General features: G+C 71.5%; 21 protein-coding genes. 2 read left to right on the forward strand and 19 right to left on the reverse strand.

Annotation, left to right across the window (positions count from 1 at the left end):
- Nucleotides 1–6: 6 nt before the first annotated feature.
- Genes ACWGPF_RS07260 through ACWGPF_RS07280 form a run of 5 tightly spaced genes read right to left on the reverse strand, consistent with a single transcriptional unit; the run spans nt 7 to nt 7,600 of the window.
- Nucleotides 7–2,391, reverse strand: a complete 2,385-nt coding sequence (locus ACWGPF_RS07260; RefSeq protein ID WP_452332188.1) for a beta-glucosidase — start codon at nt 2,389–2,391, stop codon at nt 7–9.
- Nucleotides 2,388–3,245, reverse strand: a complete 858-nt coding sequence (locus ACWGPF_RS07265; protein WP_452332189.1) for an ATP-binding cassette domain-containing protein — start codon at nt 3,243–3,245, stop codon at nt 2,388–2,390. Before ACWGPF_RS07265 ends, ACWGPF_RS07260 begins: the two co-directional genes overlap by 4 nt.
- Nucleotides 3,242–5,086, reverse strand: a complete 1,845-nt coding sequence (locus ACWGPF_RS07270) for a dipeptide/oligopeptide/nickel ABC transporter permease/ATP-binding protein (protein ID WP_452332190.1) — start codon at nt 5,084–5,086, stop codon at nt 3,242–3,244. The genes ACWGPF_RS07265 and ACWGPF_RS07270 overlap by 4 nt, the downstream gene beginning before the upstream one ends.
- Nucleotides 5,083–6,024 (reverse strand): ABC transporter permease, encoded by a 942-nt coding sequence (locus tag ACWGPF_RS07275; RefSeq protein WP_452332191.1) that lies wholly within the window; start codon nt 6,022–6,024, stop codon nt 5,083–5,085. Before ACWGPF_RS07275 ends, ACWGPF_RS07270 begins: the two co-directional genes overlap by 4 nt.
- Before the next feature lie 52 nt (nt 6,025–6,076).
- Nucleotides 6,077–7,600: an ABC transporter substrate-binding protein gene (locus ACWGPF_RS07280; protein WP_452332192.1), complete on the reverse strand. Its 1,524-nt coding sequence runs from the start codon at nt 7,598–7,600 to the stop codon at nt 6,077–6,079.
- Between the two features lie 163 nt (nt 7,601–7,763).
- On the opposite strand from ACWGPF_RS07280, the gene ACWGPF_RS07285 reads away from it, so the two are divergent.
- Nucleotides 7,764–8,393 (forward strand): TetR/AcrR family transcriptional regulator, encoded by a 630-nt coding sequence (locus tag ACWGPF_RS07285; protein ID WP_452332193.1) that lies wholly within the window; start codon nt 7,764–7,766, stop codon nt 8,391–8,393.
- Nucleotides 8,394–8,716: 323 nt separating this feature from the next.
- On the opposite strand, the gene ACWGPF_RS07290 is transcribed toward ACWGPF_RS07285, so the two are convergent.
- From ACWGPF_RS07290 to ACWGPF_RS07355, 14 genes are all read right to left on the reverse strand, one after another.
- Nucleotides 8,717–9,745: a LacI family DNA-binding transcriptional regulator gene (locus ACWGPF_RS07290; RefSeq protein WP_452332194.1), complete on the reverse strand. Its 1,029-nt coding sequence runs from the start codon at nt 9,743–9,745 to the stop codon at nt 8,717–8,719.
- Between the two features lie 73 nt (nt 9,746–9,818).
- On the reverse strand, nt 9,819–10,700 hold the full coding sequence (locus ACWGPF_RS07295) for a sugar phosphate isomerase/epimerase family protein (protein ID WP_452332195.1): 882 nt from the start codon (nt 10,698–10,700) through the stop codon (nt 9,819–9,821).
- A complete protein-coding gene (locus ACWGPF_RS07300) occupies nt 10,697–11,902 on the reverse strand; it encodes a dihydrodipicolinate synthase family protein (RefSeq protein ID WP_452332196.1) in 1,206 nt (401 codons plus the stop codon). Before ACWGPF_RS07300 ends, ACWGPF_RS07295 begins: the two co-directional genes overlap by 4 nt.
- Nucleotides 11,903–11,907: 5 nt before the next feature.
- A complete protein-coding gene (locus ACWGPF_RS07305; RefSeq protein WP_452332209.1) occupies nt 11,908–13,035 on the reverse strand; it encodes a Gfo/Idh/MocA family protein in 1,128 nt (375 codons plus the stop codon).
- Between the two features lie 174 nt (nt 13,036–13,209).
- The gene (locus ACWGPF_RS07310; RefSeq protein WP_452332197.1) at nt 13,210–15,276 is read right to left on the reverse strand and encodes a beta-galactosidase; all 2,067 of its coding nucleotides are present in this window, start codon (nt 15,274–15,276) and stop codon (nt 13,210–13,212) included.
- 36 nt (nt 15,277–15,312) lie between these two features.
- Nucleotides 15,313–15,966, reverse strand: coding sequence for a hypothetical protein (locus ACWGPF_RS07315; protein ID WP_452332198.1), 654 nt, complete (start codon nt 15,964–15,966; stop codon nt 15,313–15,315).
- 2 nt (nt 15,967–15,968) lie between these two features.
- Nucleotides 15,969–16,868: a carbohydrate ABC transporter permease gene (locus ACWGPF_RS07320; RefSeq protein ID WP_452332199.1), complete on the reverse strand. Its 900-nt coding sequence runs from the start codon at nt 16,866–16,868 to the stop codon at nt 15,969–15,971.
- Nucleotides 16,865–17,848, reverse strand: coding sequence for a carbohydrate ABC transporter permease (locus ACWGPF_RS07325; RefSeq protein ID WP_452332200.1), 984 nt, complete (start codon nt 17,846–17,848; stop codon nt 16,865–16,867). Before ACWGPF_RS07325 ends, ACWGPF_RS07320 begins: the two co-directional genes overlap by 4 nt.
- 58 nt (nt 17,849–17,906) lie before the next feature.
- Nucleotides 17,907–19,214 carry an ABC transporter substrate-binding protein gene (locus tag ACWGPF_RS07330; RefSeq protein ID WP_452332201.1) on the reverse strand — a complete coding sequence of 436 codons (1,308 nt, stop codon included), beginning with the start codon at nt 19,212–19,214 and terminating at the stop codon, nt 17,907–17,909.
- 161 nt (nt 19,215–19,375) lie between these two features.
- On the reverse strand, nt 19,376–20,659 hold the full coding sequence (locus ACWGPF_RS07335; RefSeq protein ID WP_452332202.1) for an ABC transporter substrate-binding protein: 1,284 nt from the start codon (nt 20,657–20,659) through the stop codon (nt 19,376–19,378).
- 92 nt (nt 20,660–20,751) lie between these two features.
- Nucleotides 20,752–21,705: a family 43 glycosylhydrolase gene (locus ACWGPF_RS07340; RefSeq protein ID WP_452332203.1), complete on the reverse strand. Its 954-nt coding sequence runs from the start codon at nt 21,703–21,705 to the stop codon at nt 20,752–20,754.
- Nucleotides 21,702–22,625, reverse strand: coding sequence for a DUF6807 domain-containing protein (locus ACWGPF_RS07345; protein ID WP_452332204.1), 924 nt, complete (start codon nt 22,623–22,625; stop codon nt 21,702–21,704). Before ACWGPF_RS07345 ends, ACWGPF_RS07340 begins: the two co-directional genes overlap by 4 nt.
- Nucleotides 22,618–23,757 carry a Gfo/Idh/MocA family protein gene (locus ACWGPF_RS07350; RefSeq protein WP_452332205.1) on the reverse strand — a complete coding sequence of 380 codons (1,140 nt, stop codon included), beginning with the start codon at nt 23,755–23,757 and terminating at the stop codon, nt 22,618–22,620. The genes ACWGPF_RS07345 and ACWGPF_RS07350 overlap by 8 nt, the downstream gene beginning before the upstream one ends.
- A gap of 80 nt (nt 23,758–23,837) precedes the next feature.
- A complete protein-coding gene (locus ACWGPF_RS07355) occupies nt 23,838–25,607 on the reverse strand; it encodes an ABC transporter ATP-binding protein (RefSeq protein ID WP_452332206.1) in 1,770 nt (589 codons plus the stop codon).
- 43 nt (nt 25,608–25,650) lie between these two features.
- Here ACWGPF_RS07355 and ACWGPF_RS07360 point away from each other — a divergent pair, with 43 nt between their 5' ends.
- On the forward strand, nt 25,651–26,319 hold the full coding sequence (locus ACWGPF_RS07360; protein WP_452332207.1) for a rhamnogalacturonan acetylesterase: 669 nt from the start codon (nt 25,651–25,653) through the stop codon (nt 26,317–26,319).
- Nucleotides 26,320–26,426: the final 107 nt, after the last annotated feature.

Raw genomic sequence — 26,426 nt, forward strand, 5'->3', positions numbered from 1 at the left:
CGCTCCTCAGGCCTCCCAGACGAGGGAGAGCGGCAGATCCGCGACCGAGGCGCCGGCGCGCAGGGTGTAGGCGCCGGGCTCGACGTGCCATCCGCCGTCCCAGTGGGCGAGCCGGCGCTCGGGGAGGTCGACGCGCGCCGTGACGGTCTCGCCCGGCTCGGCGCGGACGACGGCGAACCCGACCAGCCAGCGCGCGGGACGCTCGATCGCGGAATCCGCCCGCTCGGCGTACACCTGCACGACCTGCTTGCCCGCCCGGCCGCCCGTGTTCGCGAGCGTCACCTCGAGCGCATCCCCGTCGCGCGCGGCCGCACCCCACGACCACGAGGTGTAGCCGAGCCCGTGGCCGAACGGGAAGTGCGGTTCCGCGCCCTCGCGCAGCCACGCGCGGTAGCCGACGTGGACGCCCTCTCGATAGGCGAGGCGTCCGTCCGTCGGCGTGACGTCGACGACGGGCGCGTCCGCGAGCGTCCGCGGCCAGGTCGTGGGCAGGCGTCCGCCCGGCTCGGCAGCGCCCGTGAGGATGTCGCCGATCGCCGATCCGAACTCCTGACCCCCGAAATAGCCCAGCAGAACCGCGGGCGCCTCGTCGGCCCACGGCAGCTCGACCGGCGCGCCCGCGTTGACGACGACGATCGTGCGGGGGTTCGCTGCGAGCACGGCGCGCACGAGTTCGTCCTGCCGACCCGGCAGGGCCAGCGAGGAGCGGTCGTACCCCTCCGACTCGACCTTCGCGTTGGTTCCCACGACGACGACGGCCGCGTCGGCGGCGCGCGCCGCCGCGACGGCCTCGTCGATGAGCGCATCGGGATCGCCGTCGTCGGGCGCGAGGCCGAACGTGACGCTGAGCGCCCCCTCGAGGGCGCCGCGGGCGATGTCGATCTCGACGCGGAGGTCCCGCGGCTCGCCGTGCTCGACCGCCACCCCGACGGTCGACGAGGGCGGGTTGAGGAACGCCGCGCCCAGGTCGGCGCCCGCCACGACGGGGGAGTCCTCGAGGACGAGCTCGCCGTCCACGAACACGCGCCCGCGGTTGGCGCCGGCGAAGCCCAGCAGCACCTCTCCGCTCTCGGAGGGCGTCCACACCGTCGAGAGCTCGAGCGTCGCCGCCGCGGACACCGGCGCATCCCCGCCGAACCAGACGAGGGCGGTCGACCGGCGGTCCTCGGCGAACAGCTCCGCGCCGTCGGCGTCACGGAACACGACACGGATGCCGGGGGTGCCCGTCACCGGGTTCGCGATCGTGTCGAGGGGGAGCTCGGCGACGCCCTCCTGCACGACGGCGCCGAGTGCGAACCGCACGTCGGCGTCGGGGAACGCCGCTCGGATCCCCTCGAGCGGGTTCACCACCCGCTCGGGCAGCACGGTCGCGCTGCCGCCGCCCTGCGTGCGCGCATCGCGCGCGTTCTGGCCGACCACCGCGATCGAGCGCACCCCGACGATCGGCAGCACTCCGTCGTTGCGCAGCAGCACGGAGCCCTCGACCGCGGCCTCGCGGGCGAACGCGGGGCCGTCCACGGGCGCGGTGGCGGCCGGCTCTGCGCCGCCCAGAGCGCCGACGCGCTCGGCGAGCAGCAAGAGCCGGAGCACCTTGCGGTCGAGATCCGCCTCGGCCACGCGTCCGTCGCGGACGGCCTCGACGAGGTCGGCCCAGGCCGGCGCAGGGCCGGGCATGGCGAGGTCCTGCGCGGCGGCGACGGCGTCGAGACTGCGCACGGCCGTCCAGTCGCTCACGACGACGCCGTCGAAGCCCCACTCGCTGTTGAGCGGCGTCTCGAGCAGGGAGTTCTCCGTCATCGTGACGCCGTCGACCGAGTTGTACGCGCTCATGATCGCCCACGCGCCGGCGCCGACGGCCCGCTCGAAGGGGGCGAGGTAGAGCTCGCGCAGGGCGCGGTCGGACACCACGACGTCGACCGTGAACCGGTCGGTCTCGGAGTCGTTGGCGACGTAGTGCTTGGGAGTCGCGGCGACACCGCCCTCCTGCAGTCCGCGCACGTACTCCTCCGCGAGCGCGCCCGTGAGCTCCGGGTCCTCGCTGAGACACTCGAAGTGGCGGCCTCCGAGAGGGGAGCGGTGCAGGTTGATCGTGGGGCCGAGCACGACGTCGACGCCCTTCCGGCGCGCCTCCGACGCCGCCGCGGCGCCGTAGCGCCGCGCCAGCCCGGTGTCCCATGACGCTCCGAGCGCGGAGCCCGACGGCAGGTTGAGCGAGGGCTCCCGCTCGTCCCAGCGGGGCCCGCGCACGCCGGCCGGTCCGTCGGAGAGGGTCATGGCGCGCAGCCCGATGGAGGGCAGGGGCACGGTCGTCCAGAAGTCGGCGCCCTGCACGAGCGCGGCCTTCTCCTCGAGCGTGAGCCGGTCGAGGAGCGGGCGGAGGTGATCGGTCATCGTGCGGAGCTCTCTGCGGCGATGAGGGCTCGGCGCTCGGCGCGCCGCTCCTCCTGGCGGTCGGGGTCGGGGACGGGCGCCGCCATGAAGAGGCGCTGCGTGTAGGGGTGCTCCGGCGCCGAGGTCACCTGGTCGCCGTCGCCGTCCTCGACGATCTCGCCGTGGTACATGACCGCGACGCGGTGGCTGATGTGACGGACGACCGCGAGATCGTGCGTGACGAACAGGTACGCGACGCCCGTCTGCTCCTGGATCTCGATGAAGAGGTCGAGCACGCGCGCCTGCGTCGACAGGTCGAGCGCCGACACGGGCTCGTCGCAGACGATGAGACGGGGGGAGAGCGCGAGCGCACGCGCGATCGCGATGCGCTGGCGCTGGCCGCCGGAGAACTCGCGCGGCAGGCGCGATCGCGCGTCGGACGGGAGGCCGACCTGGTCGAGCAGGTCGCGCACCCGCTTCTTCGCCTCCGCGGCCGGCACGCCCTGAATCCCGAGCGGCTCCGCGAGGATCTGCTCGATCGTCATGGACGGGTTGAGGGATGAATACGGATCCTGGAAGACGACCTGGATCTCGCTCGCGAGCGCGCGCCGCTCCGCCCGGCCGAGGTGCGAGATGTCGCGTCCGTCGTAGACGATCGTCCCCTCCGTGACGGGTGCGAGCCCGAGCACGGCGCGCCCGAGGGTCGTCTTGCCCGATCCCGACTCGCCGACGAGCCCCACGCACTCGCCGGGGCGGATGTCGAGCGACACCCCCTTGAGCGCCCGGAACGGCCGGCCGCGCAGTCCCTTTCCGGGGTACTCCACGACGAGGTCCTTCACCTCGAGCAGCGGGGCTTCCGTCGTCGTCGCGCTCATCGCGCACCTCCTGCGGTGGTCTGGAGCGGCCCGCGCGCGGGACCCTCGTCGAGGATCGCGCCGAGCAGCGCCTTCGTGTACGGATGCTGCGCGTCGCGGAAGATGGCGCGCACGGGCCCCTGCTCGACGAACCGTCCGTCCTGCATGACCGACACGCGGTCGCACAGGTCGGCGACGACGCCGAAGTTGTGGGTGACGAGGAGCATCGCCATGTGCCGCTCCGCCTGCAGGTCGCGCAGCAGGTCGAGCACCTCCGCCTGCACCGTGACGTCGAGCGCGGTCGTCGGCTCGTCGGCGATGATGAGCTCGGGGTCGGTCGACACGGCGCCGGCGATGAGGACGCGCTGGGCCATCCCGCCCGACACCTGGAACGGGTACGCCGCGAACGTCCGCTTCGGGTCGGGGATCCCGACCCGCTCGAGGAGCGCGAGAGCCTTCTCGCTCGCGTCCTTCGCGCTCATCCCGAGGCCCGTGCGGAGAGGCTCGACGAGCTGGGACCCGATCGTGAACGACGGGTCGAGGTTCGACATCGGCTCCTGCGGGATGTAGCCGATCCGCTTGCCCCGGATGCCCGCGTACGCGCGCTCGTCGGCGTCGGCCAGCTGGGCTCCCGCGAACGAGATCGTGCCGGCCGTCACGCGCCCGCCGCGGGGGAGGAGGCCCAGCACCGAGAACGCCGTCTGGGTCTTGCCCGAGCCGGACTCGCCGATGAGGCCGTGCACCTCTCCCTTGCGGACGTCGAGCGAGACGCCGTGGACGACCTCGATCGTCGAGCCGTCGGCCTGGTCGTACCCGACGCGCAGGTCGCGCACGCTCAGCAGCACGTCCTGCGTGCGCAGGGCGGAGCGGGCGTCCTCCTCGTGCACGATGACGGGGAACTCGTCGAAGACGGGCACCTCGTCGAGGTCGACGGGGGCGTCGCCGCCGCCCATCGCGAACGACGTCGTCACGGCGGCGACCGACCCGGTCGCGCCCGAGACCGCGCGACGGCGCTTGCGGCGGACCGTCACGGTGCGCTCGAGCTCGTCGCGCATGGCGTTCGCGAGCAGCGTCAGCGCGATGCAGACGAGCGCGATCGCGAGCGACGGCCACAGCATGAGCACGGGCTGGGTGTAGATCTTCGTGAACGCGTCGTTGAGCATCGACCCCCAGGTCGGCACCGACAGGTCGCCGAGCCCGAGGAACTCCAGGCCCGACTGGATGGCGATCGCGATGCCCGCGATGACGGCCGACTGGATGAGGATGGGGGCGCGCACGACGCCGAGGATGTGGCGCCCGATGATGCGGGTGTCGCCGAGCCCCGAGACGCGGGCCGCGTCGACGTACAGCTCCCCGCGCACCGAGGTCACGCTCGCGTAGACCAGCCGGAAGAACGCCGGCGACATGAGCACGCCGAACACGAGCATCGCGATCCAGACGCTGGGACCGAGCACCGAGCGGGCGGCGAGGAGCACGACGATGCCGGGCATCGCCATGACGAGCGACGTGACCCACGACGAGACGGCGTCGAACCATCCCTGGTAGTAGCCGGCGATGAGCCCCGACGCGACGCCGATCACGAGCGCCGTCACGAGGGCGACGAGCGCCGAGGCGACGGAGATCTGCGTCGCGGCGAGGAGGCGCGAGAGCACGTCGCGCCCTGCCGAGTCGGTGCCGAGCAGGTGCTCGGCGCCGGGGGGCTGGAGGATCGCCGAGATGTCGGAGTACCCCGGGTCCTGCGGGGCGAGGATCGGCCCGAGGGCCGCGACGACGGCGACGACGGCGAGGACGACGAGGGAGGCCACGGCGAGCGGGCGGCGGAGCAGCCGCCGCAGGAGCGCGGGCTGGGGGCGAGCGGTCATGACAGTCGCACCTTCGGGTTGAGGGCAGCCTGCGCGAGGTCGATCGCGAGGTTGACGATGACGACGATGATGGCGGTGACGACGACGATCCCCATGACGACGGGGATGTCTCCCTGCGTGGTCGCCTGCACGGCGAGCTGGCCGATGCCGGGGAGAGCGAACACCTGCTCGACGACGACGGCGCCGCCCAGCATGCCGATGAACTGCACGGCGAGGACGGCGAGCGCCGGCCCTGCCGCGTTGCGGAGCACGTGACGGTACACCACGCGCCCCTCAGGGAGGCCGCGGCTGCGCAGCGTGCGCACGTAGTCGCGACTCAGCGCGTCGAGCACCGACCCGCGGATCTGCTGCGCGACCGTCGCGATCGCGCCGATCGCGAGCGCGACGACGGGGAGCGTGACGGAGGCGAGCCATCCCCCGAACGAGGCCGCGATCGGGGTGTACCCGGTCGCCCGGAACCATCCCAGGTTGATCGCGAACACGAGCACGAGGCCGAGCGCGATGAGGAAGCCGGGGATGGCGAAGCCGATGACGGAGAGGAACTGCACGAGTCCGTCGATCCATCCGCCGCGCCGTGCGGCCAGCACGCCGAGGACGACGGAGAGCACCGCCGCGATGAGCGTGGAGCCGATGACGATCGACAGGGTGACGGGCAGGCGCGTCTCCATGCTCACGGTCACGAACTGGCTGCTGAACCACGAGCGGCCGAGATCGCCCGTGATCGCGTGCGTGAACCAGTCCCAGAACTGGGCGACGAGGGGACGGTCGAGGCCGAGCTCGGCGGCCTTGGCGGCGACGGTCTCGGCCGTCGCGCTCTGTCCGAGGATGCGGCGGGCGATGTCGCCGCCTCCGAGGTAGAGAAGCGTGAACGCGACGATCGAGATCACGACGAGCATGACGACGCCGGAGAGCAGGCGTCGGGCGATGAAAGCGGGCATCTTCGCTCCTGGGGGAAGCCGGGACCGCCCTCGCGGGCGGCCCCGGCGATGATCACTCGGCCGGCGTGATGTCGAAGATCGACGGGTAGGCGTTGGTCGGGTTCATCTCGACCGTCGTGCCGGGGGCCGAGGCCATGGAGCCCTCGACGCGGTAGAACGGGGCGAACCACGCCTGCTCCACGATGTAGCGGTTGAGCTCTGCGGCCGCCTCGGCCTGCTGCGCCTCGTCGCCGAACTGGATGCGCTCGATGATCGCGTCCGCGGTCTCATCCTCATAGTGGTACGGGTTGAAGATCGCGGTGGGCGAGATCATGAACTGGATGAGCTGCCAGTCGGGGTTCTGCTCGAGCGCCATGAACGACGCGGGGAACTTCGGCGCGAGCAGGTCGGCGATGAAGTTGTTGCCGGGATCGGTGTACTCGACCGTGATGCCGATCTCTGCGAGCTGCTGGTCGATGAGGGAGTACGTCGATGCGCCCAGGAGCGCCGAGCTCGGCATGGAGATCGTGAAGCCGTCGGAGTAGCCCGCCTCGTCCATGAGCTCCTGCGCCTTCTCGACGTCGTACGTGTAGTACTCGTCGAGCGACTCGTCGTAGGCGGCGCTGGACGCGGGGAACACCTGCGTCGTCACGGTGCCGTGGCCCTTCTGCAGCGCCTCCAGCATGGCGTCGCGGTCGATGGCGTAGTTGATCGCCTGGCGCACGCGCACGTCGGCGAGCGGCTCGCTCACGGTGCCGGCGCGGTCGAGGAGGAGCAGGCCCTGGAAGTCGAGCTCGTTGGCGGCGACCGTCCAGCCGGCGGCCTCGACCTCGGCGAGGTTGTCGTTCGTGGAGAGGCGGACGGCGTCGGCCTCGTTCGCCTTGATGGCGTTGAGGGCGGCCGTCGGGTCCTGGAAGACGTTGATCGTGAGCGCGTCGTAGTACTGGACGTCGGGGTTCCAGTAGTCGGGGTTGGCCGTGTAGACGTAGCTCGTGCCCGTGACGGTCGCTGCCGTGTCGAGGACGTACGGACCCGAGCCGACGGGTGCCGTCGTGAGGTCGCCCGAGGCGATCGCCTCGCTCGAGGCGACGAGGCCGGGGTCGCGCGTGAGGTAGTCGAGGAACGCGGGGTTGGGGGCGTTCAGGGTGATGACGACGGTCGTGTCGTCGGAGGCCTCGAACGACGCGACGTCGGCGAAGTAGCTCGCGTCGGGCGAGGTGCCGTCCTTGAACCGCTGCAGGTTCTCGACGACGACGTCGGCCGTGAGGGCGCTGTCGTCGGTGAACGTCACGTCGTCGCGGAGGGTCAGGGTGAGGACGGTGTTGTCGTCGTTGTAGGCCCAGTCGGTGGCGAGCCAGGGCTGGATCTCGCCCTCCGTGTCGGCGTAGAGGAGCGTGTCGAACACGGCCTGGTAGTAGGGGGCGCGGTTGCCCCATTCGGCGCCCGCAGGGTCGAGCGTCGTGGGTGCGGTGATCGCCCCGAGCGTGAGGCTGGTGTCGCCTCCGCCGGTGCCGCCGCCCGTGCTTCCGCCGGAGCAGGCGGTGAGGGCGAGTGCGGAGACGGCGAGGGTGGCTGCTGCGGCCTTCCAACGGATCATCCTTGGTCCTTCGGGTAAGGGCGACCCGCCATCGGGCCGCTTCTGCCGAGTACGCTAGCGTCAAATGCGAGGGAGCGCTAGGTTTTACGCTAGATCAGTTCACCGGTTGACCAAAATGTGATGTTTTCCGTTGCGAGGACGCGGCGGCTAGCGTGGAGTGAGCATGTCGACGAAGACCCAGACCACAGAACCCAGGAGGCCGCGCCGACGCGGGCCGTACGCCAAGACGGCCGCCGTGCGCACGGCCATCCTCGATGCGGCGCTCGACGTGTTCGCGGAGTCGGGCTACCGCTCCGGATCGCTGCGCGAGGTCGCCGACCGCGTCGGGATGAGCGAGGCGGGCGTCCTGCACCACTTCCCGTCGAAGAGCGCGCTGCTCGCCGACGTGCTCGATCGCCGAGACGTCCGCGCCCTCGAGGTCGTGCCGTTCGATCAGGAGGACGGGGAGGCGACCCTGCGGGGGCTCGTGCGGCTCGCCGAGTACAACGCGACCATCCCGGGGATCGTGAAGCTCTTCGCCGTGCTGTCGACCGAGGCGACCTCGCCGGACCATCCCGCGCACGGGTACTTCATCGCGCGCTACGCCCGCACGCGCGGCAACCTGCGGCACGCGTTCGCCTCGCTCGCCTCGCAGGGACGGCTGGCCGAAGGCGTCTCGCCCGAGCGCGCCGCGATCGCGACGATCGCCATGATGGACGGCCTGCAGGTGCAGTGGCTCCTCGAGCCGGGCATCCTCGACATGGCGGCCCAGCTGCGCCGCTTCTTCCAGGGGTTCGTCGACATCGACTTCTGAGGACATCCCGACCCCCCTCCTCGCCCAACGGATATCCCTTTGCCGAGAGGACACGGGATGGGGCGTTTTCGGGTGTGCTCTCGGCCAACGGATATCCGTTCGCCGAGTGGGGGCCGGACTGCGTGTCTTCAGGTGTGCACTCGTCCAACGGATATCCGCTTGTCGAGAGGGCGCCGGACTGCGTGTCTTCGGGTGTGCTCTCGACCCGCAGATGTGCTTTCGCCGCGGGATGGCCGGAGGGATCGCCGCGGGATGGCCGCGGGCCGGCGGGCGGGATGGCCGCCCGCGGGATGGCCGCCGGCGGGATGGCCGCAGCGCGCGGGTCAGCGCGGAGGGGTGCTGTCGCGCACGAGCACCTCGAGCGGGACGGGCTCTCCGGGCGTCCACTCCGCGTCGACCGAGGCCCGCAGGGCCTGCGCGCCGAGCTCCTCGAGCGGCAGGCGGACGGTCGTGAGCCCCGGCGTCACGTCGCGCCCCGTCGCGATGTCGTCGAATCCGGCGACCGCGATGTCGGCACCGGGGGTGCGGCCGGCGTCGCGCACGGCCGAGAGCGCTCCGATGGCCACGACGTCGCTGATGCCGAAGACGAGGGTGCCGTCAGCGAGCCCGTCGGAGAGGAGCGCGGTCGCGGCCGCGTAGCCGGCGTCGCGCGAGATCTCCCCGCGGACGACGCGGGGCGCCGATCCGCCGCCCGCGGCGAAGCCCGCCGTGAATCCGGCGAGGCGGTCGTCCGACGTCCGCAGCCCCTCGGGCCCTGCGAGCACGACGGCGTCGCGGTATCCGAGAGCGGCCACGCGCTCGCCCAGGGCGCGCGCGCCCGCCTCGTTCTCGTAGGCGACCACGCGCGAGCCCGGCAGCCCGGCGCCGAGCGTCACGACGCGCCCGCCCGTCGCCTGGACGGCGGCGATCTCGGCCGTGAGGGGGGTGGAGTCCACCGAGGCGTCGCGCGAGGCCGCGAGGATGATGCCGCGGGGGCGCTGGCCGCGCAGAGCCCGGACGAGCGCGACCTCGCGTCGCGGATCGCGCTCGGTCATGGCGATCGTGACGATGAGGCCGGCGTCGGCCGCAGCCTGCGCGACACCCGAGGCGATCTGCCCGAAGTAGGGGTCGGCGATGTCGGCGACGACGAGGGCGACGGCGGCCGACGTGCCGCGGGCGATCGCCTGCGCAGACAGGTTCGCCGTGTAGCCGAGCCGGTCGGCCGCGGCCTGCACACGCTCCGCATAGGCCTCGGCGACCTTGCGGGTCGAGCCGTTGAGCACGCGGGATGCCGTCGCGAGCGAGACGCCCGCCTCGCGCGCGACGTCGTGGAGCGTGGGCGCTCCGCTCGCGCGCGTGGTCGTGTCGGTCATCCGGTGAGCCTATCGCGGAAGCGGTTCCCGGTCGCGGAGGCCGGCGGGGACATCCCCGCGACCGGGAAGGGGATCAGGCGAGGTGGGGAGCGACGGCGCGGGCGAACCCGTCGATCGTGCGGCGCACGGCCTCGGCGGGTGCCGTGTCCCAGATCGCCTGGTTGAGCAGCTCGACCTCGATGTCGCCGTCGTATCCCGTCGCCTCGACGGCGCGGGTCATCGGACCGAAGTCGATCATCCCGTCGCCCGGATAGTGGCGCGAGAGCAGGTTGTCGGCCTCGAGCGGCGTCTTCCAGTCGCACACCTGGTAGGTCGCGATGCGCCCCTCGCGCCCCGCGCGCTCGATGTGCGCGAGCACGTCCGGGTCCCACCACAGGTGGAACGTGTCGACCGTGACCCCGACCACGGCGGGATCGAAGTCGGCGGCGATGTCGAGCGCCTGCGGCAGCGTCGACAGCACCGAGCGGTCGGAGGCGTACATGGGGTGCAGCGGCTCGAGCGCGAGCGTGACGCCGGCCGACTGCGCGTCGGGGGCGAGCTCGGCGACGGCGTCTCGCACGCGCTCCCGCGCGCCGACGAGGTCGCGCGACCCCTCGGGGAGGCCGCCCACGACGAGAACGAGCACGGCGCGCGAGCCCGCGGCTCCCGCGGCGGCGAGCGTCGCGGTCTCCTCGATGGCCCGGCGGTTTTCGTCGATCGCCGCGCGGCGGGCGGCGCCCTCGGCGACCGTGAACCATCCGCCGCGGCAGTGCGTGGAGTACCGCAGCCCCGAATCCCCGATGATCTTCGCGGACTCGGCGAGGCCCGCGTCCTGCACCTGCTCGCGCCACAGTCCGATCGCGCCGATGCCGGCATCCTGCACGACCTGCACGGCCTCGGCCACGGTCGTGTACTTGATCGTCGCCTGGTTGATCGACAGGCGCGGATGGGCGGACGGGGGAGACACCGTGCTCATGCGTGAACTCCGTTCAGTCGCAGGTAGTCGCTCCACCGCTGCGCCGCGAGAGCGGGCTGCTCGAGGGCGTTCGAGGCGTTCGCGAGCTCCACGATGCGCGACAGGTGCGGGATGCTGCGGGCGGAGTGGAGACCGCCGACCATCTGGAATCCGGCCTGATGGCCGTTGAGCCAGGAGAGGAACGCGACGCCCGTCTTGTAGTAGTACGTGGGGGCGGCGAACACCTGCCGGCTGAGCTCCTCCGTGGGGCCGAGGATGCGCAGGTACTCGTCGGGACGCCCCGCGTCGAGAGCCTGGATGGCCGCCGATGCGACGGGCGTGATCGCCGCGAACGCGCCGAGCAGAGCATCGGAGTGCGTCCGCGTCGTGCCGGGCGTCTGCGTCGGCTGCGTCGCATCCGGCACGTCGGCGCCGCCGATGAGTCCGACGTAGTTGAAGTCGTCGCCCGTGTACATCCGCACGCCCTCGGGCAGGCGCTCGCGCACGGAGACCTCGGACTCCGCGTCCAGCAGGCTCATCTTGAGGCCGGCGACCTTGCCCGGGTTCTCCTCGATGATGCGGATGAGCGTGCTCGACGCGGTCTGCCAGTCGTCGGCTCCGAAGTAGCCGGCGAGCTCGGGGTCGAACGCGGTGCCGAGCCAGTGCAGCACGACGGGCACGGTCGCCGACTGCAGCACGGCGCCGTAGACGCGCAGGTAGTCGGTTGCGCTCGTCGCGACGCGGGCGAGGTGGCGCGACGCCATGAGCACGGGGCCCGCGCCCTGCTCCTCCGTGAAGTGCAGCTGCTCCTTGTAGGCGTCGATGACCTCGTCGAGCGTGATCGTGTGCTCGTCGACGTGGTCGGTGTTGACGCCGACGGCGACCGAGCCGCCCTCCTCGCGGGCGACCTCGGCGCTGCGGCGGATGAGCTCGCGCACGGCGGCGGCGTCGAGGCCCATGTTCCGCTGCGCGGTGTCCATGGCGTCGGCGACGCCGAGGCCCCAGGAGTACACGGCGCGGCGGAAGCCCAGCGTGGCGTCCCAGTCGATCTGGGCGGGCTGCCCCGGGGTGTTGTCTCCCCAGAGCACGGGCACGACGTGCGCGGCCGCGTACGCGACGCGGCTGCGCAGGGCGCCCTCGGGCTTCGTGTAGACGCCGGCGTCGTTGAGGGGGGCGCGGGTGAGCGCGCCGTCGGCGCCGACGAGGGTGAAGTGCTCGCTCATCGTCGTCAGTCCAGCGCGAGCGCGGGGAGGACGACCTTGGCACCCGTCTTGGACGACTCCAGGCCCGCCTCGGCGAGCAGCACGCCGCGCGCGCCGGCGAGGAGGTCGAACGCGTAGTCGGTGCCCTCGACGTACGAGACGAGGTACTCCTCCCACTGCTGGCGGAAGCCGTTCAGGAAGACGTCGTTGGTCGGCACCTTCTGCCAGTCGCCGTCGTAGTCGTGCGTGTCCTCGAGGTCGGGGTTCCAGACCGGCTTGGGCGTCGCGTTGCGGGGCTGGATCTTCGCGCCGAAGAGGCCGACGACGGCCGAGCCGTGCGTGCCGTCGACGTGGAACTCGACGAGCTCGTCGCGGTTGACGCGCGTCGTCCAGCTCGAGTTGATCTGGGCGACGATGCCGCCCTCGAGCTCGAAGATGCCGTACGCGGCGTCTTCTGCCGTGGCGTCGTAGCGCTCGCCCTTCTCGTCCCAGCGGTCGGCGATGTGGATGGACGCCTGCGAGTACACGCTCTTGACCTCGCCGAAGAGGTTCTCGAGCACGTAGTTCCAGTGCGGGAACATGTCGACGATGATGCCGCCGCCGTCCTCGGCGCGGTAGTTCCAGCTGGGGCGCTGCGCAGGCTGCCAGTCGCCCTCGAAGACCCAGTAGCCGAACTCGCCGCGCACAGAGAGGATGCGGCCGAAGAAGCCGGAGTCGATGAGGCGCTTGAGCTTCTGGAGACCGGGCAGGTAGAGCTTGTCGTGCACGACGCCCGTCTTGACGCCGGCGTCTGCGGCGATGCGGGCGAGCTCGAGGGCCTCTTCGACCGACTCGGCCGTGGGCTTCTCGGTGTAGATGGCCTTGCCGGCGGCGATGGCCTTGCGGAGGGCCGTGGCGCGCGCCTTCGTCACGAGGAAGTCGGCGTAGATCTCCCACTGCGGGTCGGCGAGGGCCGCGTCGAGGTCGGTCGTGTAGTCGGCGATGCCGTGCTGCGCCGCGATCTCCGCGAGCTTCGCCTCGCTGCGGCCGACGAGCAGCGGGCGCACCGTGACCTTCGATCCGTCGGGCAGCTCCACTCCGCCCGCGTCGCGGATCGCGAGGATCGAGCGCACGAGGTGCTGACGGTAGCCCATGCGTCCGGAGACGCCGTTCATGATGATGCCGATCTCGCGGACGGCGGGGGTCGCGGTGCTCACGATGTGCTTCCTTGCTCTCGTCGGGCCGTTCAGGCCGGATGGGTAAACGCTTTCCAGCGGCTTTCACCGAGTGTGGCATACGGGGAGGGGGAGCGCAACCTCGTAGGAAGGCGTTTTCCCGCTCCCTGGGATTCAGATCTCCGCGGCGGCGAGCACGCGGGCGGGGGAGAGGAGGAACACCGGCTCCTGCGGCGCCAGTCGGATGGTCCGGGTCGGCTCGCCCGTGCGCAGATCCGTCCCCGACGCGGAGACCTCGACCTCTGCTCCGCCGTGGTTGATGATCGTCACGAGGTCGCCGCGGCGCGCGACCTCGACGCCGTCGGGGAGGCCGTCGATGACGGGGCGCACGCGCGCCTCGTCGAGCACGAGCCCTGCCACGAGGTCCAGGCCCGCTTCATCGGGCATCGTCGCGAGGTACCACGCCGATCCGGCGCCGTGCGCGCGGCGTGTGAGGGCGGGTCGGCCCGTCGACGGCCCTGACGTGAACGTGGCAGCCACCTCGGCGTCGTCGGCGAACAGCGCCTCCGCGAAGAAGGTGCCGACCGCCTCGCCCGAGCCGTCGGTGAGGGCGAAGCGCGCCTCTCGCACGTCGGCGTCGACCCAGGTCTCCGGGCCGGCGCCGTGGGACCCCTCTTCGCCCGCGCGCTCGGCGATGCGGTCGAGCGAGGGGGGCACCAGGGCGCGGAAGTCCTCGAGCGCCACGCCGAGGACGGGGCCGAGCTGGGTGAGGAAGCCGTCGGCGCGGAACCGGTCGTTCTCGTCGACGACGTCGGTGAAGGGGCCGGCGAGCAGCACACCGCCTTCGGCCGCGAAGCGGCGGAGCGCGTCTGCTCCCTCGTCCCGAAGGAGGTAGAGGAACGGCGCGATCGCGAGGCGGTAGCGCCCGTCGACATCCTCGGGCTTGACGATGTCGACCATGATGCCGCGGCGGTGCAGCGTGCCGTACCACTCGCGCACGAGGGCGAGGTAGTCGAGGCGGTTGGGATGGTCGGAGTACTCGACAGCCCACCAGTTCTCCCAGTCGAACACGAGCGCCACGGGCGCGTCGTCTCCCGGCGTCGGGAGCTCGGGCAGAGCGGCGAGCTGCGCGCCGAGCGCCGTCGCCTCGCGCCAGGTGCGCGAGCGGGTGCCGGCGTGCGGGAGCATCGCGGAGTGGAACTTCTCGGAGCCGGCCCGCGACTGGCGCCACTGGAAGAAGAAGATGCCGTCGGCGCCGCGCCCGATCGACTGGGCGGTCTCCGCGGCGAGCTGCCCGTCGCGCTTGGACGGGTTCGAGGGGCGCCAGTTGACGGCGTCGGTGGCCTGCTCCATGAGCAGCCAGGGCGCGCCGCGCTTGAGCGAGCGCACGAGGTCGCGCTGGAAGGCGGTGTTGCGCACACGGTGCGGGTCGAGGGGGTCGGGGTAGCAATCGTCGGTGATGACGTCGATGTGCGGCGCCCAGGTCGTGTAGTCGGCCGGCTTGAACGGCCCCATCATGTTCGTCGAGACCGGCTGCGTCGCCCCGGCGGCGCGGATGATGTCGCGCTCCATGAGGTAGCACTCGAGCCACATGTCCGACATGAAGCGGTGGTAGTCGAGCACCTGCGAGGGGTTGCGGCTGTACGGCGCCTTGCGGGGAGGCATGACCTCGTCCCACGCGCCGTAGCGCTGCGCCCAGAAGTCCGTGCCCCACGCGGTGTTGAGCGCCGCGATCGAGCCGTACCGGTTCTGCAGCCAGGTGCGGAACGCGTCGCGTGCGCTGTCGGAGTACTCCACGGGGAGGTGGCAGCCGAACTCGTTGCCGACGTGCCACATGACGATCGCGGGATGATCGGCGTAGCGCTCCGCGAGGCGGCGCACGAGCTCGCCGGCGAGTCGACGGTACGTCGGCGACGCGGGCGAGTGGTGCTGGCGCGAGCCGTGCCAGTACGGGGCGCCGTTCTCGTCGGCCGCGAGGATGTCGGGGTGCGCGATGCTCGCCCACGGCGGCGGCGAGGCCGTGGCGGTTGCCAGGTTCACGCCGATGCCGCCCGCGTGGAGCTTGCCGATGACGGTGTCGAGCCACGCGAAGTCCCACACGTCGGGAGCGGGCTGAAGACGCGACCACGCGAAGATCCCGAGGCTCACGGTCGTGACACCGGCCTCCTGCATGCGCAGCACGTCGTCGTCCCACACGTGCTCCGGCCACTGGTCGGGGTTGTAGTCGGCGCCGTAGAGCATGGTCCTCGTGATCTGTGTCGAAGCGGATGGCCGTCGTCAGCGACGACGGCGCGGGCGCACGGGCACCGCGACGGCCGCGAGGGCCGCGCACCCGAGCGCGGGGAGGAGGAGGGGAGGGAACATCCACGTCGCGATGCCGACGAAGCATGCGGCTGCGACGAGGTAGAGGGCGCCCGGCACGTCGCGTGCGACGGCGCCGGGCAGAGAGCGGATGGCCGTGGCCCATCCGGTCTCGGGGGTCCAGGTCCCGCAGACGTGGAGGAGCGCTCCGGACAGCAGGGCGGCGAGCACCCAGCCGAAGGCGCCGATGGCGGCCCCGCCGGGGAGGTCGCCCGATCCCGCGAGCACGATGTCGAGGGCGAGCACGCCCGCGATGAGCGTCGAGGCGAGCCCGACGACGGCGCCGGCGGGCAGCGCGCGGAGGTAGTCGGCCCAGAACTGCGTCAGGGTCGACCCCTCCGCACGCACGTACCGGCGCAGGTGTCGGCTGCCGGCCGCCAGCGCGGCCGGCAGCGTGACGACGAGGAGACCGCCGGCGACGACGAGCGCGCCCGTCAGCAGCACCTCGCCGAAGAGGCCGAACGCGCCCACGGCACCCGGGTTGCGGGCAGGCTCGTCCCCCGTCGGGCCGGAGCCCGACGCGGCGGCACGTGCCGCCGCCCGGTGCGCGCCGCGTTCTGCCTTCGCCATGGTCAGCCCTTGAGTCCCTGGGTGGCGACGCCGTCGATGAGGAAGCGCTGGAACACGATGAAGAAGAGCATGACGGGGACGAGCGCGACGAGCGACGCGGTGACGGTGGCGCCGTAGTCGGACGCGGATGTCTGGTCGTTGTAGAGGCGCAGGGCGATGGGGAGGGGGTAGTTCTCGGGGCTGTTGAGGTAGAGCAGGGGCCCCATGAAGTCGTTCCAGGTCCAGATGAACGTGAAGATCGCGCAGGTGATCAGGGCGGGCTTGACCAGCGGCAGGATGACGGACCAGAAGATGCGGGCGTGGCCGGCGCCGTCGATGCGGGCGGCTTCGTCCATGTCGCGGGGGATCTGGCGGATGAACTGGACGATGAGGAACACGAAGAACGCCTCGGTGGCGAGGAACTTCGGGAGGATGAGCGGCACGAAGGTGTCGACGAGGTCGAGCTTCTGGAACCAGATGTACTGCGGGATGATCACGACGTGGAACGGCAGCAGCAGGGTGCCGATCATCGCGGAGAACAGGATGCCGATGCCCTTGAACCTGACGCGCGCGAAGGCGTAGGCGGCGAGGGCGGAGGACAGGACGGTGCCGATCACGGCGGAGACGGCGAGGATGAGGGAGTTCGCGAAGAACCGCCACAGCGGGATGCCGGCGATGCCCTCGGAGACCTTGACGTAGTTGTCGAGGGTCGGGGCCCAGGGGATGAGGCCGGGGTTCTGCCCGAACTCGCTGTTGGGCTTGAACGTCGAGGCGAGCAGCCAGATGAGCGGGTAGATGACGATGAGGGTGATCGCGGTGAGCGCGACGAACCAGATCACGGTCTGCCAGCCGCGGCGGGTGAGCTTCTTGCGGGGCGCGGGCTTCCCGGTGGTGACCAGGTGGGTGGAGACGGTGGCGGTCATCGGTCTTCTCCGGCGTAGTGGACCCAGGACTTCTGGGTGCGGAACAGGATCACGGCGATGATTCCGACGACGATCATGATGACCCACGCGATCGCGGCGGCGTAGCCCATCTGCAGGTCGGAGAAGCCGCGCTTGTAGAGGTACACGGTGAGGTAGTTCGTCATGCCCGCGGGGCCGCCGGAGCCGTTGGAGATGATGTAGGCCGAGGCGAACACCTGGAACGCGCCGATGAGCTCGAGCAGCAGGTTGAAGAAGATCACCGGCGACAGCATCGGGATCGTGACGGCCTTGAAGCGGCGCAGCGCGCCCGCCCCGTCCATCTCGGCGGCCTCGTAGAGCTCCTTGGGGACCTGCTTGAGGCCGGCGAGGAAGATGACCATGGTGCCGCCGAACTGCCACACCGCGAGGAGGATCATCATCGGCACGACGAGGTTGACGTTCCCGACCCAGCCGCCGAGGGTGATGCCGAACAGCGACAGGGTGGAGTCGACGGGGCCGTCGGTGTTGAACATCGCCCGCCACACGATCGCGACCGACACCGACGCGCCGATGAGCGAGGGGGCGTAGAACGCCGACCGGAAGAACGCCGCTCCCTTGTCGCGGTAGTTCAGCAGCAGCGCGACCGCGAGCGCGGCGGCGAGCTTCACCGGCGTGCCCACGATGACGTAGATCAGGGTGATCGTCGCGGACTGGATGAACTGCGGGTCGTCCGTGAACAGGCGGATGTAGTTCCCCAGCCCGATCCACTTCGGGTCGGTGAACAGGTTGTACGACGTGAACGACAGGTACAGCGAGTACGCCATCGGACCCACCGTGAGGCCCAGGAAGCCCACGAGCCACGGCGCCAGGAACGCGTAGCCGGCCAACGACTCCTGCAGGCCCTTCTTCTTCAGGCCCGGACGGACGCCGGGGCTCTGCGTGCGAGGGCGCCGGCCGCCGGTGTCGGCGGTGACGACCACTCTCGTCTCTGTCGTGCTCATGGGTCTCCCGATCGGGTGGGGTGGTGGCCCGGGCGAGCGGCCCGGGCCACCGGGGGTCTTACGAGTTGAGGACGACGTCCATCTCGGAGAAGAACTGATCCACGGCCTCGTCGACCGTGAGGGTGCCGAAGTTCAGCTCCGTGCCGATCTGGCGGAACTTCTCCTCGAGCGTGCCGTAGCCGACGATCGGCACGGGCGGGGCGTCGCCGAGGCGGTCGGAGATCGACGCCTCGTAGTCAGCGATCTTCTGGCTGAAGGCGTCGAGGTCGGCGGCCTCGAGCGCGGTCGTCGACGCGGGGAGGCCGCGGTTCGTCCCGAAGATCTCGCCCGACTCGGGGCTGTTCACGAGGAAGTCGACGAGCATCGCCGCCGCCTCGGGGTGCTCGGTCGTCGACGCGATCGCGTGCAGCATGGAGGGCTTGAGGTAGAGGTCGCTCGCCGACGCGCCGTCGGTCGTCGGCGGGGCGACGAGGTCGAGCGTCTCGTAGCCCTCGCCGAGGTTGGCGAGGTAGCCGGCGCCGAAGTTGTCCCACGTGAGCTCGCTCGCCGTGAGCGCGGTGTCGAAGGCGCCGAGCGGGGTCAGCTCCTCGACGCGCTGCTGCTCGACGACCGTGCCGTCCTCGCGCACGCCGGCGCCCTGCTCCCAGAAGGCGGCGAGGTCCTCCTCCGTGAAGTTCGGCTCGCCCTCCTCCGTGAAGAGGTCCTCGCCGTTCGCGCGCTGCTGCACCTCGAAGTTCTGGATGCGGCCCGTGTAGTCGCCGCCGCCGAAGGCGTCGACGCCGGCCGCGGCCGCGGCCTCGGTGACGTCGCCCATCCACGCGTTGTAGTCCTCCCACGTGCCGCCAGGGAAGCCGTCGACGCCGATCTCCTCGAGGAGGGCCGGGTTCTCGAACAGCGCCCAGGCGTTCGTGGACGTCGGGATGCCGAACGTGCCGTCGGCGACCTCGCCGATCGCGAGGATCTCGTCGGAGAGCGGCTCGTCGTCGATGAGCCCGCCGATGTAGGGGGCGAGGTCGAGCAGCAGGCCGTTCTCGGAGTACTGGCGCAGGTACGAGTAGTCGAACTGCATGACGTCGGGGAGGCCGCCGCCCGCCGCCTCGGTCTGGCGCTTCTCCCAGAAGGCGGGGTAGTCGAGGAACGAGCTCTGGATCGTGATGTTGGGGTACTCCTCGTTGAAGGCCGCGAAGGCCTCCTCGTAGAGCGCGGCGCGCACGTCGTTGCCCCAGAAGGCGAACGTGAGCGTGACCTCCTCGTCGGGGTCGACGGTCTCGGCGACCTCCTCGGAGCTGCCGGAGCAGCCGGCCAGCGTGAGACCGCCGATGGCGGTGAGGGCCGCGATCGCGGCCAGCCTCTTGGTGCGGAACATCCTTGTCCTCTCAGAACGACATCGTCCAGGCTCCCCGGGTCGGGAGCCGCGCGGGGAAAGCGCTTGCCGAGACTCTAGCGCGTGGAAAAACGTTTCACAAGTAGAAGATCGCCCCGGGTGTGCGTCGTGTCGGAATCGTGACGCGCACCCGGGGTGAGAGGTCAGCCCTGCAGGACGACCTCGGCCTCGCTGAAGAACTGCGAGACGGCGTCGTCGACCGAGACGGTGCCGAGGCCGAGTTCCTTGCCGAGGTCCCAGAACTTCTGCTCGATCGAGCCGTAGCCCACGACGGGGGCCGGCGGCGCGTCTCCGATGCGGTCCTCGACGGAGGCGAGGAAGTCGGCGACCTGCTGGTCAGGACCCTCGAGCGTGGCGCCCTCGAGCTTCGTCTCGGAGGCGGGGAACCCGAGCGACGTGCCGAAGATCTCGCCGGCCTCGGGGCTGTTCACGACGAAGTCGAGGAAGATCGCCGCAGCCTCGGGGTTCTCGCTCGACGACGACACGGCCATCTGCAGACCGGCCTGGCGGTACAGGTCGGCCGAGCCCTCCTCGGCGGTCGGGGGAGCGACCATCGAGATGCTCGAGGCGCCCGAGTCGGCGAGGTAGCCGGCGACGAAGTTGCTCCAGCTGGCCTCGCTCGCCGTGAGGTTCGAGCCGAAGCCCGAGACCGGGCTGATCTCCTCGAGCTTCTGCTGCGGCACCGTGACGCCGTCTCGGTCGGCCGCGCCGCTCTCCCAGAACTCGGCGAGCTGCTCCTCGGTGAAGCCGAGCTCGCCGTCGTCCGTGAAGAGGTTGCCGCCCTGCGCGCGCAGCACGTTCTCGAAGTTCTGGATGCGCTGCGTGTAGTCGGTGCCGCCGAAGACGGCGCCGTCCGTGGCCTCGGTGACCTCGGCCATCCACGCCGAGTAGTCCTCGAAGCTCGTGCCGCCGGCGTAGGGCTCGACGCCGTACTCGGCGAGGATGTCGTCGTTGAGGAAGACGGACCACGCACTGTAGCCGAGGGGGAGGGAGTACTGCGTGCCCTCGAGCTGGCCGGTGCCGAGCAGGCCCTCGTCGATCGCGTCGGTCGAGACGACGTCGGAGTACTCGGAGAGATCCGCCAGGAGGCCGTTCTCGGCGTACTGGCGCAGGTAGGTGTCGGAGAACTGCCACACGTCGGGGAGTCCGCCGCCGGCGGCCTCGGTCTGGCGCTTCTCCCAGTAGGACGGGAAGTCGGTGAACGACCCGTTGATCGTGATGTTGGGGTACTCCTCGTTGAACGCGTCGATGAGCGCGTTGTAGCGCTCGGCGCGGTCGTCGTTGCCCCACCAGGTGAAGGTGAGCTCCACCTTCTCATCGGGGTCGTACGCGCCCCCGCCGCTCGAACCCGAGCATCCTGCCAGGGCGAGGGATGCGATCCCGATGCCCGCCGTGATGGTCGCCACGCGGATGAGCCTTCGCGTCATCGCTGCTCCTGCCTCTTTGCTGTGTGGTGTCGCTCTCGACGTTGGAAAGCGTTTCCCCAGCACGCTAACGCACGCAGAAACGTTTTACAAGCTCAGCGTGCGCACACGAGGGCATCGTCCTCCACGCGCAGCTCGGCGGCGAACACGACGCTGCGGCGCGCGTCGACCGCCTCGGTCTCGGCCGTGTTCTCCCCGAGCTCCGAGCCGTCCCACCACGGGTGCGTGAAGTACGTGAGCGCGGCCCTGTCGCCGTCCACGCGCACCGAGCCGTGGCGCCCGATCTGCACGGGCACGCCTCCGGCATCGCCCGACGCCTCATCGAGGATGAGCGCATCGGCCCCGCCCTGGCGCTCCCAGGAGACCGCATCGCGCGATCGGTGCACGGCCATCCCGCGCCATTCGTCCACGAGCATCCACCACCATCCGCCGAGCGCGAAGACGGCGGGCCCTTCGTGCGCGCGGCCGCCGATCGCGGTGCCGTCGAGGCGCCACGCGACGAGATCGTCCGACGACGCGACGGCCGTCGTCGAGCCCGCGGCCTCGTCCTTGTACCAGAGGCGCCAGCGGCCGTCGGGGCATCGGGCGACGGCCGCGTCGATGACCCGGTCGCTCGCGAGAGCAAGCGGCCCGACGCGGCGCCAGGTCGCCAGGTCGCCCGAGACGTACTCGACGATCGTCCGCGGATGGCCCTCCCAGCGCTCGGGCACGCCGTCGATCTCCGTGAGGTACATGCGCCATCGGGTGCCGTCGTGGATGACATCCGGCGCCCAGTGCGTGCGATCGGGCTCCGCGGGCGGCGGCGTGCCGCGCAGCGAGAGCCCGTCCGCATCGGGTTCCAGCACGCCGGCGTAGCGCCACTCCCGGCCATCGGAGCTGCGGGCCACGCCGACACGCGTGCCGTGCACCCACGCGACACCGGGGCCGGGCGACGGATGGTCGGCGCGCCGCTGCGTGTAGAGCATGACGTACGCGCCGTCGGCGTCGCGCACCACGACCGGGTCAGTCGCACCGTCGTAGACGGGATCTCGGTAGAGGGGGCCGCTCACGGCGCGAGCTCGTCGGCGAGGTGCGCGATCGCGTGCGCGTCGAGCTCGCCCTCCATGACGACGAGCCGATGTGCGAGCGCGAGCTGATCGCCCGGGGCGAGCACGACGGTCTCCGCGAAGGTGGGCGAGGGCGCCAGCACGGGGAAGGGCTCCGAGCGCACGAACCAGCGGATCGCGGGTGCGCCGCTCGACCGTCCGGCGAACGCGAGCACGGTCGCGCCGCCGTCGACCTCGTCGTGCGGGCCGGAGAAGGCGAGCCAGGGGGCATCCGATCCCATCGCCGCATCGGCATCGGCTCCCGAGCGCGAGACCGGGCCGCCCGCTCCCGGCGTCGTCACGGCACCGCCCGCGAACGAGCGGGCGAGCCGCAGGAAGAGACCGGAGTAGCCGGCGTTCTCGCGACCGTTGGTCGTCGGGCTGCCGAGCACGAGCTCGTGATCGGCGATGCTCCGCAGCGTCGTCTCGATGTCGAGCGCCCACAGGCCCCGTGCGGCGTCGACGCCGTGGAAGCGCAGCGTGCGCTCCTCGGCCAGCCAGGGCGCACCGGCCTGCGTGATCCAGGTGAGGCGCTCGGCCGCCACGGCGGCATCGCCATCCTCGACCGCGTCGAAGTCGTCGTGCCGGATCGAGCCCACGTTGTCGAGCGGCACGTAGCCCTCGCCGCGCACGTACGTGTTGCCGCCCCAGAAGTTCTGGCCCGACACGTCGGTCAGCGTCAGCTGCAGGCCCTTGTGCCAGCGGTGGTCCCACGGGCGGAACCCCGTGATCGGCGCCCCGGCGAGCGTGCGGAGAGGGTGCAGGTAGGGCTTGGGGCCCTCGAATGCGGGCGCATCCTCGGCGAACACGTAGCGGGCGATGTCGACGCCCGCCGCCGTGACGGTCAGCGCGTCCGCGCCGCGGGCGATCGCGATGTCAGGCACCGGCGGCCTCCCCGCGCGCCGAGGTCATCGTGCCGGCGTGGATGAGCGCCGTCGCGCGTTCGGGATCTCCTCCCGCCATCGACGCGTAGAAGGGGTCGCCGGGCACGAGCTCGTCGCGCGCGACGGGGCGACCCGTGAGCGCGGACTTGTACATGCCTGCCGCGAGCTCCATGACGCGCCGGCCGTCGTCCCCCGAGACGCGCGGGCGCTCGCGTCGCTCCATCGACGCGACGAACTGCGCGAACTGCGGCACGTGCGTCGTGCTCGGCACGTCGTCGCCGGGCGGCCAGGCGGCGGCCGTGTCGGCGTCGACGCCGGGGGCGGGCGTCCAGGTCCAGTTCTCGTTGCCGTAGCCGTAGAGGTGCTCGACCTCCACGCTCGCGCGCTCGAAGTCCATCCGGACGCGGCTCGTCTGCCGCGGCGAGAGCAGGCTGTTCGAGATCGAGCAGAGCGCACCGGAGGCGAAGCGCACGACGGCGAAGGACACGTCCTCCGTCTCGGTGTCGCGCGCGAGGGTCGACATGACGCTCGTGACGTCCGTCCACTCGCCGAGGATCGACAGCAGCATGTCCATCTGGTGGATGCCGTGGCCCATCGTCGGGCCGCCGCCCTCCGTCGCCCACTTCGCGCGCCACGGGACGGCGAAGTACGCGTCGTCGCGATACCAGAACGTGTCGCACTGCGCGACGAGCGGGCGGCCGAGCGAGCCGTCGGCGATGAGCTCGCGCACGCGCTCGGCTGCCGACCCGAAGCGGTGCTGGAAGATGTACGACACGAAGGGGCCCTCTGCTCCCTCGTGCGACGCGATCTCGTCGTAGTCGGCGAGCGAGAGCGTCGGCGGCTTCTCGGACAGCACCCACGCGCCCGCGCGCAGGGCCGCGATGGCGGCGCTCTTGTGGGCGATCGGGGGAGTGGCGAGGGTGACGAGATCGGGCTTCTCGGCCTTGAGCAGGGTCTCGAGGTCGGCGTAACAGGCGGGGATGCCGAACTCCGCCGCCGCCTGCTCGGCGGACGCGGCGTCGAGGTCCGCCACGGCGACGATCTCGACGCGGTCGCCGAGGGCGCGCAGGCTCGGGATGTGCTGCACGCGGGAGATGGCCCCGGTGCCGATGACGGCGGCGCGGATGGGCATGGGTGCTCCTTCGCAAGAGGTCGGGCGCCACGGCCCTGGAAAACGCTTGCCCACCAGGCTAGCGGACCGGCGGCGGCCCGTCATCCCGCCTGGGTGAGATGCAGCTGCGCATAGCGCCCGCCGCGGGCGAGGAGATCGTCGTGCGCGCCCTCCTCCACGATCCTGCCGTGCTCCAGGACGACGATGCGGTCGGCGCGGCGGATGGTCGACAGGCGGTGGGCGACGACGAGCGTCGTGCGCCCCGCCATGAGCCGGTCGAGGGCCTCCTTCACGAGCTGCTCCGACTCGGGGTCGAGCGCGCTCGTCGCCTCGTCGAGGAGGAGGATGCGCGGGTCGCGCACGAGGGCGCGCGCGATCGCGATGCGCTGTCGCTGACCTCCCGACAGGCGTGCGCCTCGCTCGCCGACGACGGTGTGCCATCCGTCGGGCTGGGCGTCGACGAAGTCGAGCGCGTTCGCGTCGCGGAGCGCCGCGCGCACGCGAGCGTCGTCGACGTCGGGCATGCCGTAGGCGACGTTCTCTCGGATCGTCCCCTCGAACAGGACGGACTCCTGCGGCACGACCGACACGCGGCGGCGGACCGAGCGCAGATCGAGGGTGCTCGCATCCCGGCCGTCGATGAGGATCCGCCCGCCCGTCGGGCGGACGAACCCCAGCACGAGGTTGAGCATGGTCGACTTGCCCGAGCCGGACGAGCCGACGAACGCGACGGTCTCGCCCGCGGGGATGGCGAGGGTGACGTCGTGGATGGCATCGGACTCGGCGTCGGGATAGCGGTGCGAGACATGATCGAGGTCGATTCGGCCCGTCACGGAGTCGACGCGGCGCCGGCCCTCGTTGACCTCGACGTCGGGCTCCTCGAGCACCTCGGCGACCGAGCGCACCGACTCGACGCCGCGCGCGGCGACGGGCAGGAGCATGAGCAGCTGCGTGAGCCCCTGGGTGAGGAGCGCGAAGTACGACGACAGCATGACGACCTCGCCCGGAGTGATCGGCACGACGCCCGTGAGCGAGAAGACGGCCGCGAGCATGAGGCACGACACGCCCAGCAGCTGCATGGCGACCCACGACATCGACGCGATGCGGCCGTTCAGGAGGTCGAGCACGAAGCCCGCACGGCGCACGCCGTCGGCCCCCGCCGCGACGCGCGTGACCGCCGTCTCCTCGAGGCCGTGCGCGCGCGTGATGGGGATGAGCGAGGCCATCTCGCCCACGCGCGCGGAGAAGCCCTCGACCTCGCGGCGGAAGCGCTCGTTGCTCGCGCGCGAGCGGCGTGCCGTGCTCCACCGGATGAGCAGCGCGAGCGGCACGGCGAGCAGGTAGACCGGGAGGAACGCCGGCACGACCACGGCCGTCATCGCGACGGCGCCGAGGAGCACCATCGTCGCCGAGAGGAGGGGGTGCATGACCTGCTGCAGCATGACCTCGATGTTCTCGACGTCGCGCACGACCTTCGTCTGCACGACGGAGGAGCTCGCGCGCGTGTGGTAGCCGATGGAGAGGTTCTGGAGCCGGGCCGCGAGGGCGTTCCGCAGCTCGGCTCCGGTGTCGCGCACGACCGTCATGAACATGCGCGTGTAGAGGACGTGGTTGGGGTAGTTCTGCAGGAGGAGGAGGGCCGCGAGCGCGAACCATCCCAGCACCGTCGCGACATCGCCGTCGCCCGCGACGAGGTCGACGATCGCGGCCGTGACCACCGGGAGCGCCCACATCGGGATCTCCTTGAGGGCGAACGCTCCGATCGCCACGGCCATCCGGCCCGGCCTGCGGGCGAGAAGACGCACGACCGAGCGGGTCGGATGGGCGCCGTCGATGCGGACGGGACGACGGGTAAGCGTTTTCTCGGGCACGGTGCCATGCTAGGAGCATCCCGTTCAGAGAGGAACTCCGTCCGTGAGCTACCACCTCGTCGGCGACTCGACCGTCGCCGCCTGCCCGGCGCACGAGCATCCGATGTCGGGGTGGGGTGCGCATCTGCAGCCGCACGTCGACGCGCCCGTCGCGAACCACGCCGTCGGCGGGTCGACGACGGAGGACTGCCTGCGCGACGTCTGGCCCGCGGTCGTCTCGGCGCTCGCGCCCGGCGACACCGTGGTCATCCAGTTCGGGCACAACGATCAGAAGCGCCCGCACCTCGACGCACGAGGGGGGTACGCCGAACGCCTGCGTCGACTCGTCGTCGAGGCGCGCGAGCGCGGCGCGGCCGCCGTGCTGTGCACGTCGGTGGAGCGGCGGTGGTTCGACGGCGACCGCGTGACGCCCACGCACGGCGACTACCCCAATGCCGTGCGCGACCTCGCGCACGAGCTCGACGCGCCGCTCATCGACCTCACGGCGTTCACGACGTGGCTGTACGAGGACATGGGCCCCGTCGCGTCGGCATCGCTGCTCAGCCACTTCGGGCCGGGGAAGCACCCGAACTGGCCCGACGGCCTCGCCGACGAGACGCACTTCCACGAGCGCGGCGCACGCCGCATCGCCGCGTTCGTCGCGCGGTCGCTGCGGGCGATCGAGCGCCGCGACGGCGACCGCCCCGCGCGCGGCTCGGAGCTCGTGAGCTGAGCCCGGCGGGGCGTTGCCGGGGCGCCGCAGGCCGGGGCGGCGGGGCCGGCGCCGGTCGGGGCGTTGCCGGTCGGGGCGTTGCCGGGTTTCGCCGCGAATCGCGGCGA

It is taken from the genome of Microbacterium sp. NPDC055683 (assembly GCF_053617895.1).

Excerpts from the sequence above, each read along its gene's own strand:
- ACWGPF_RS07260 (WP_452332188.1), bottom strand. The coding sequence starts at position 2,391 with ATGACCGATCACCTCCGCCCGCTCCTCGACCGGCTCACGCTCGAGGAG.
- ACWGPF_RS07265 (WP_452332189.1), bottom strand. The coding sequence starts at position 3,245 with ATGAGCGCGACGACGACGGAAGCCCCGCTGCTCGAGGTGAAGGACCTC.
- ACWGPF_RS07270 (WP_452332190.1), bottom strand. The coding sequence starts at position 5,086 with ATGACCGCTCGCCCCCAGCCCGCGCTCCTGCGGCGGCTGCTCCGCCGC.
- ACWGPF_RS07275 (WP_452332191.1), bottom strand. The coding sequence starts at position 6,024 with ATGCCCGCTTTCATCGCCCGACGCCTGCTCTCCGGCGTCGTCATGCTC.
- ACWGPF_RS07280 (WP_452332192.1), bottom strand. The coding sequence starts at position 7,600 with ATGATCCGTTGGAAGGCCGCAGCAGCCACCCTCGCCGTCTCCGCACTC.
- ACWGPF_RS07285 (WP_452332193.1), top strand. The coding sequence starts at position 7,764 with ATGTCGACGAAGACCCAGACCACAGAACCCAGGAGGCCGCGCCGACGC.
- ACWGPF_RS07290 (WP_452332194.1), bottom strand. The coding sequence starts at position 9,745 with ATGACCGACACGACCACGCGCGCGAGCGGAGCGCCCACGCTCCACGAC.
- ACWGPF_RS07295 (WP_452332195.1), bottom strand. The coding sequence starts at position 10,700 with ATGAGCACGGTGTCTCCCCCGTCCGCCCATCCGCGCCTGTCGATCAAC.
- ACWGPF_RS07300 (WP_452332196.1), bottom strand. The coding sequence starts at position 11,902 with ATGAGCGAGCACTTCACCCTCGTCGGCGCCGACGGCGCGCTCACCCGC.
- ACWGPF_RS07305 (WP_452332209.1), bottom strand. The coding sequence starts at position 13,035 with ATGAACGGCGTCTCCGGACGCATGGGCTACCGTCAGCACCTCGTGCGC.
- ACWGPF_RS07310 (WP_452332197.1), bottom strand. The coding sequence starts at position 15,276 with ATGCTCTACGGCGCCGACTACAACCCCGACCAGTGGCCGGAGCACGTG.
- ACWGPF_RS07315 (WP_452332198.1), bottom strand. The coding sequence starts at position 15,966 with ATGGCGAAGGCAGAACGCGGCGCGCACCGGGCGGCGGCACGTGCCGCC.
- ACWGPF_RS07320 (WP_452332199.1), bottom strand. The coding sequence starts at position 16,868 with ATGACCGCCACCGTCTCCACCCACCTGGTCACCACCGGGAAGCCCGCG.
- ACWGPF_RS07325 (WP_452332200.1), bottom strand. The coding sequence starts at position 17,848 with ATGAGCACGACAGAGACGAGAGTGGTCGTCACCGCCGACACCGGCGGC.
- ACWGPF_RS07330 (WP_452332201.1), bottom strand. The coding sequence starts at position 19,214 with ATGTTCCGCACCAAGAGGCTGGCCGCGATCGCGGCCCTCACCGCCATC.
- ACWGPF_RS07335 (WP_452332202.1), bottom strand. The coding sequence starts at position 20,659 with ATGACGCGAAGGCTCATCCGCGTGGCGACCATCACGGCGGGCATCGGG.
- ACWGPF_RS07350 (WP_452332205.1), bottom strand. The coding sequence starts at position 23,757 with ATGCCCATCCGCGCCGCCGTCATCGGCACCGGGGCCATCTCCCGCGTG.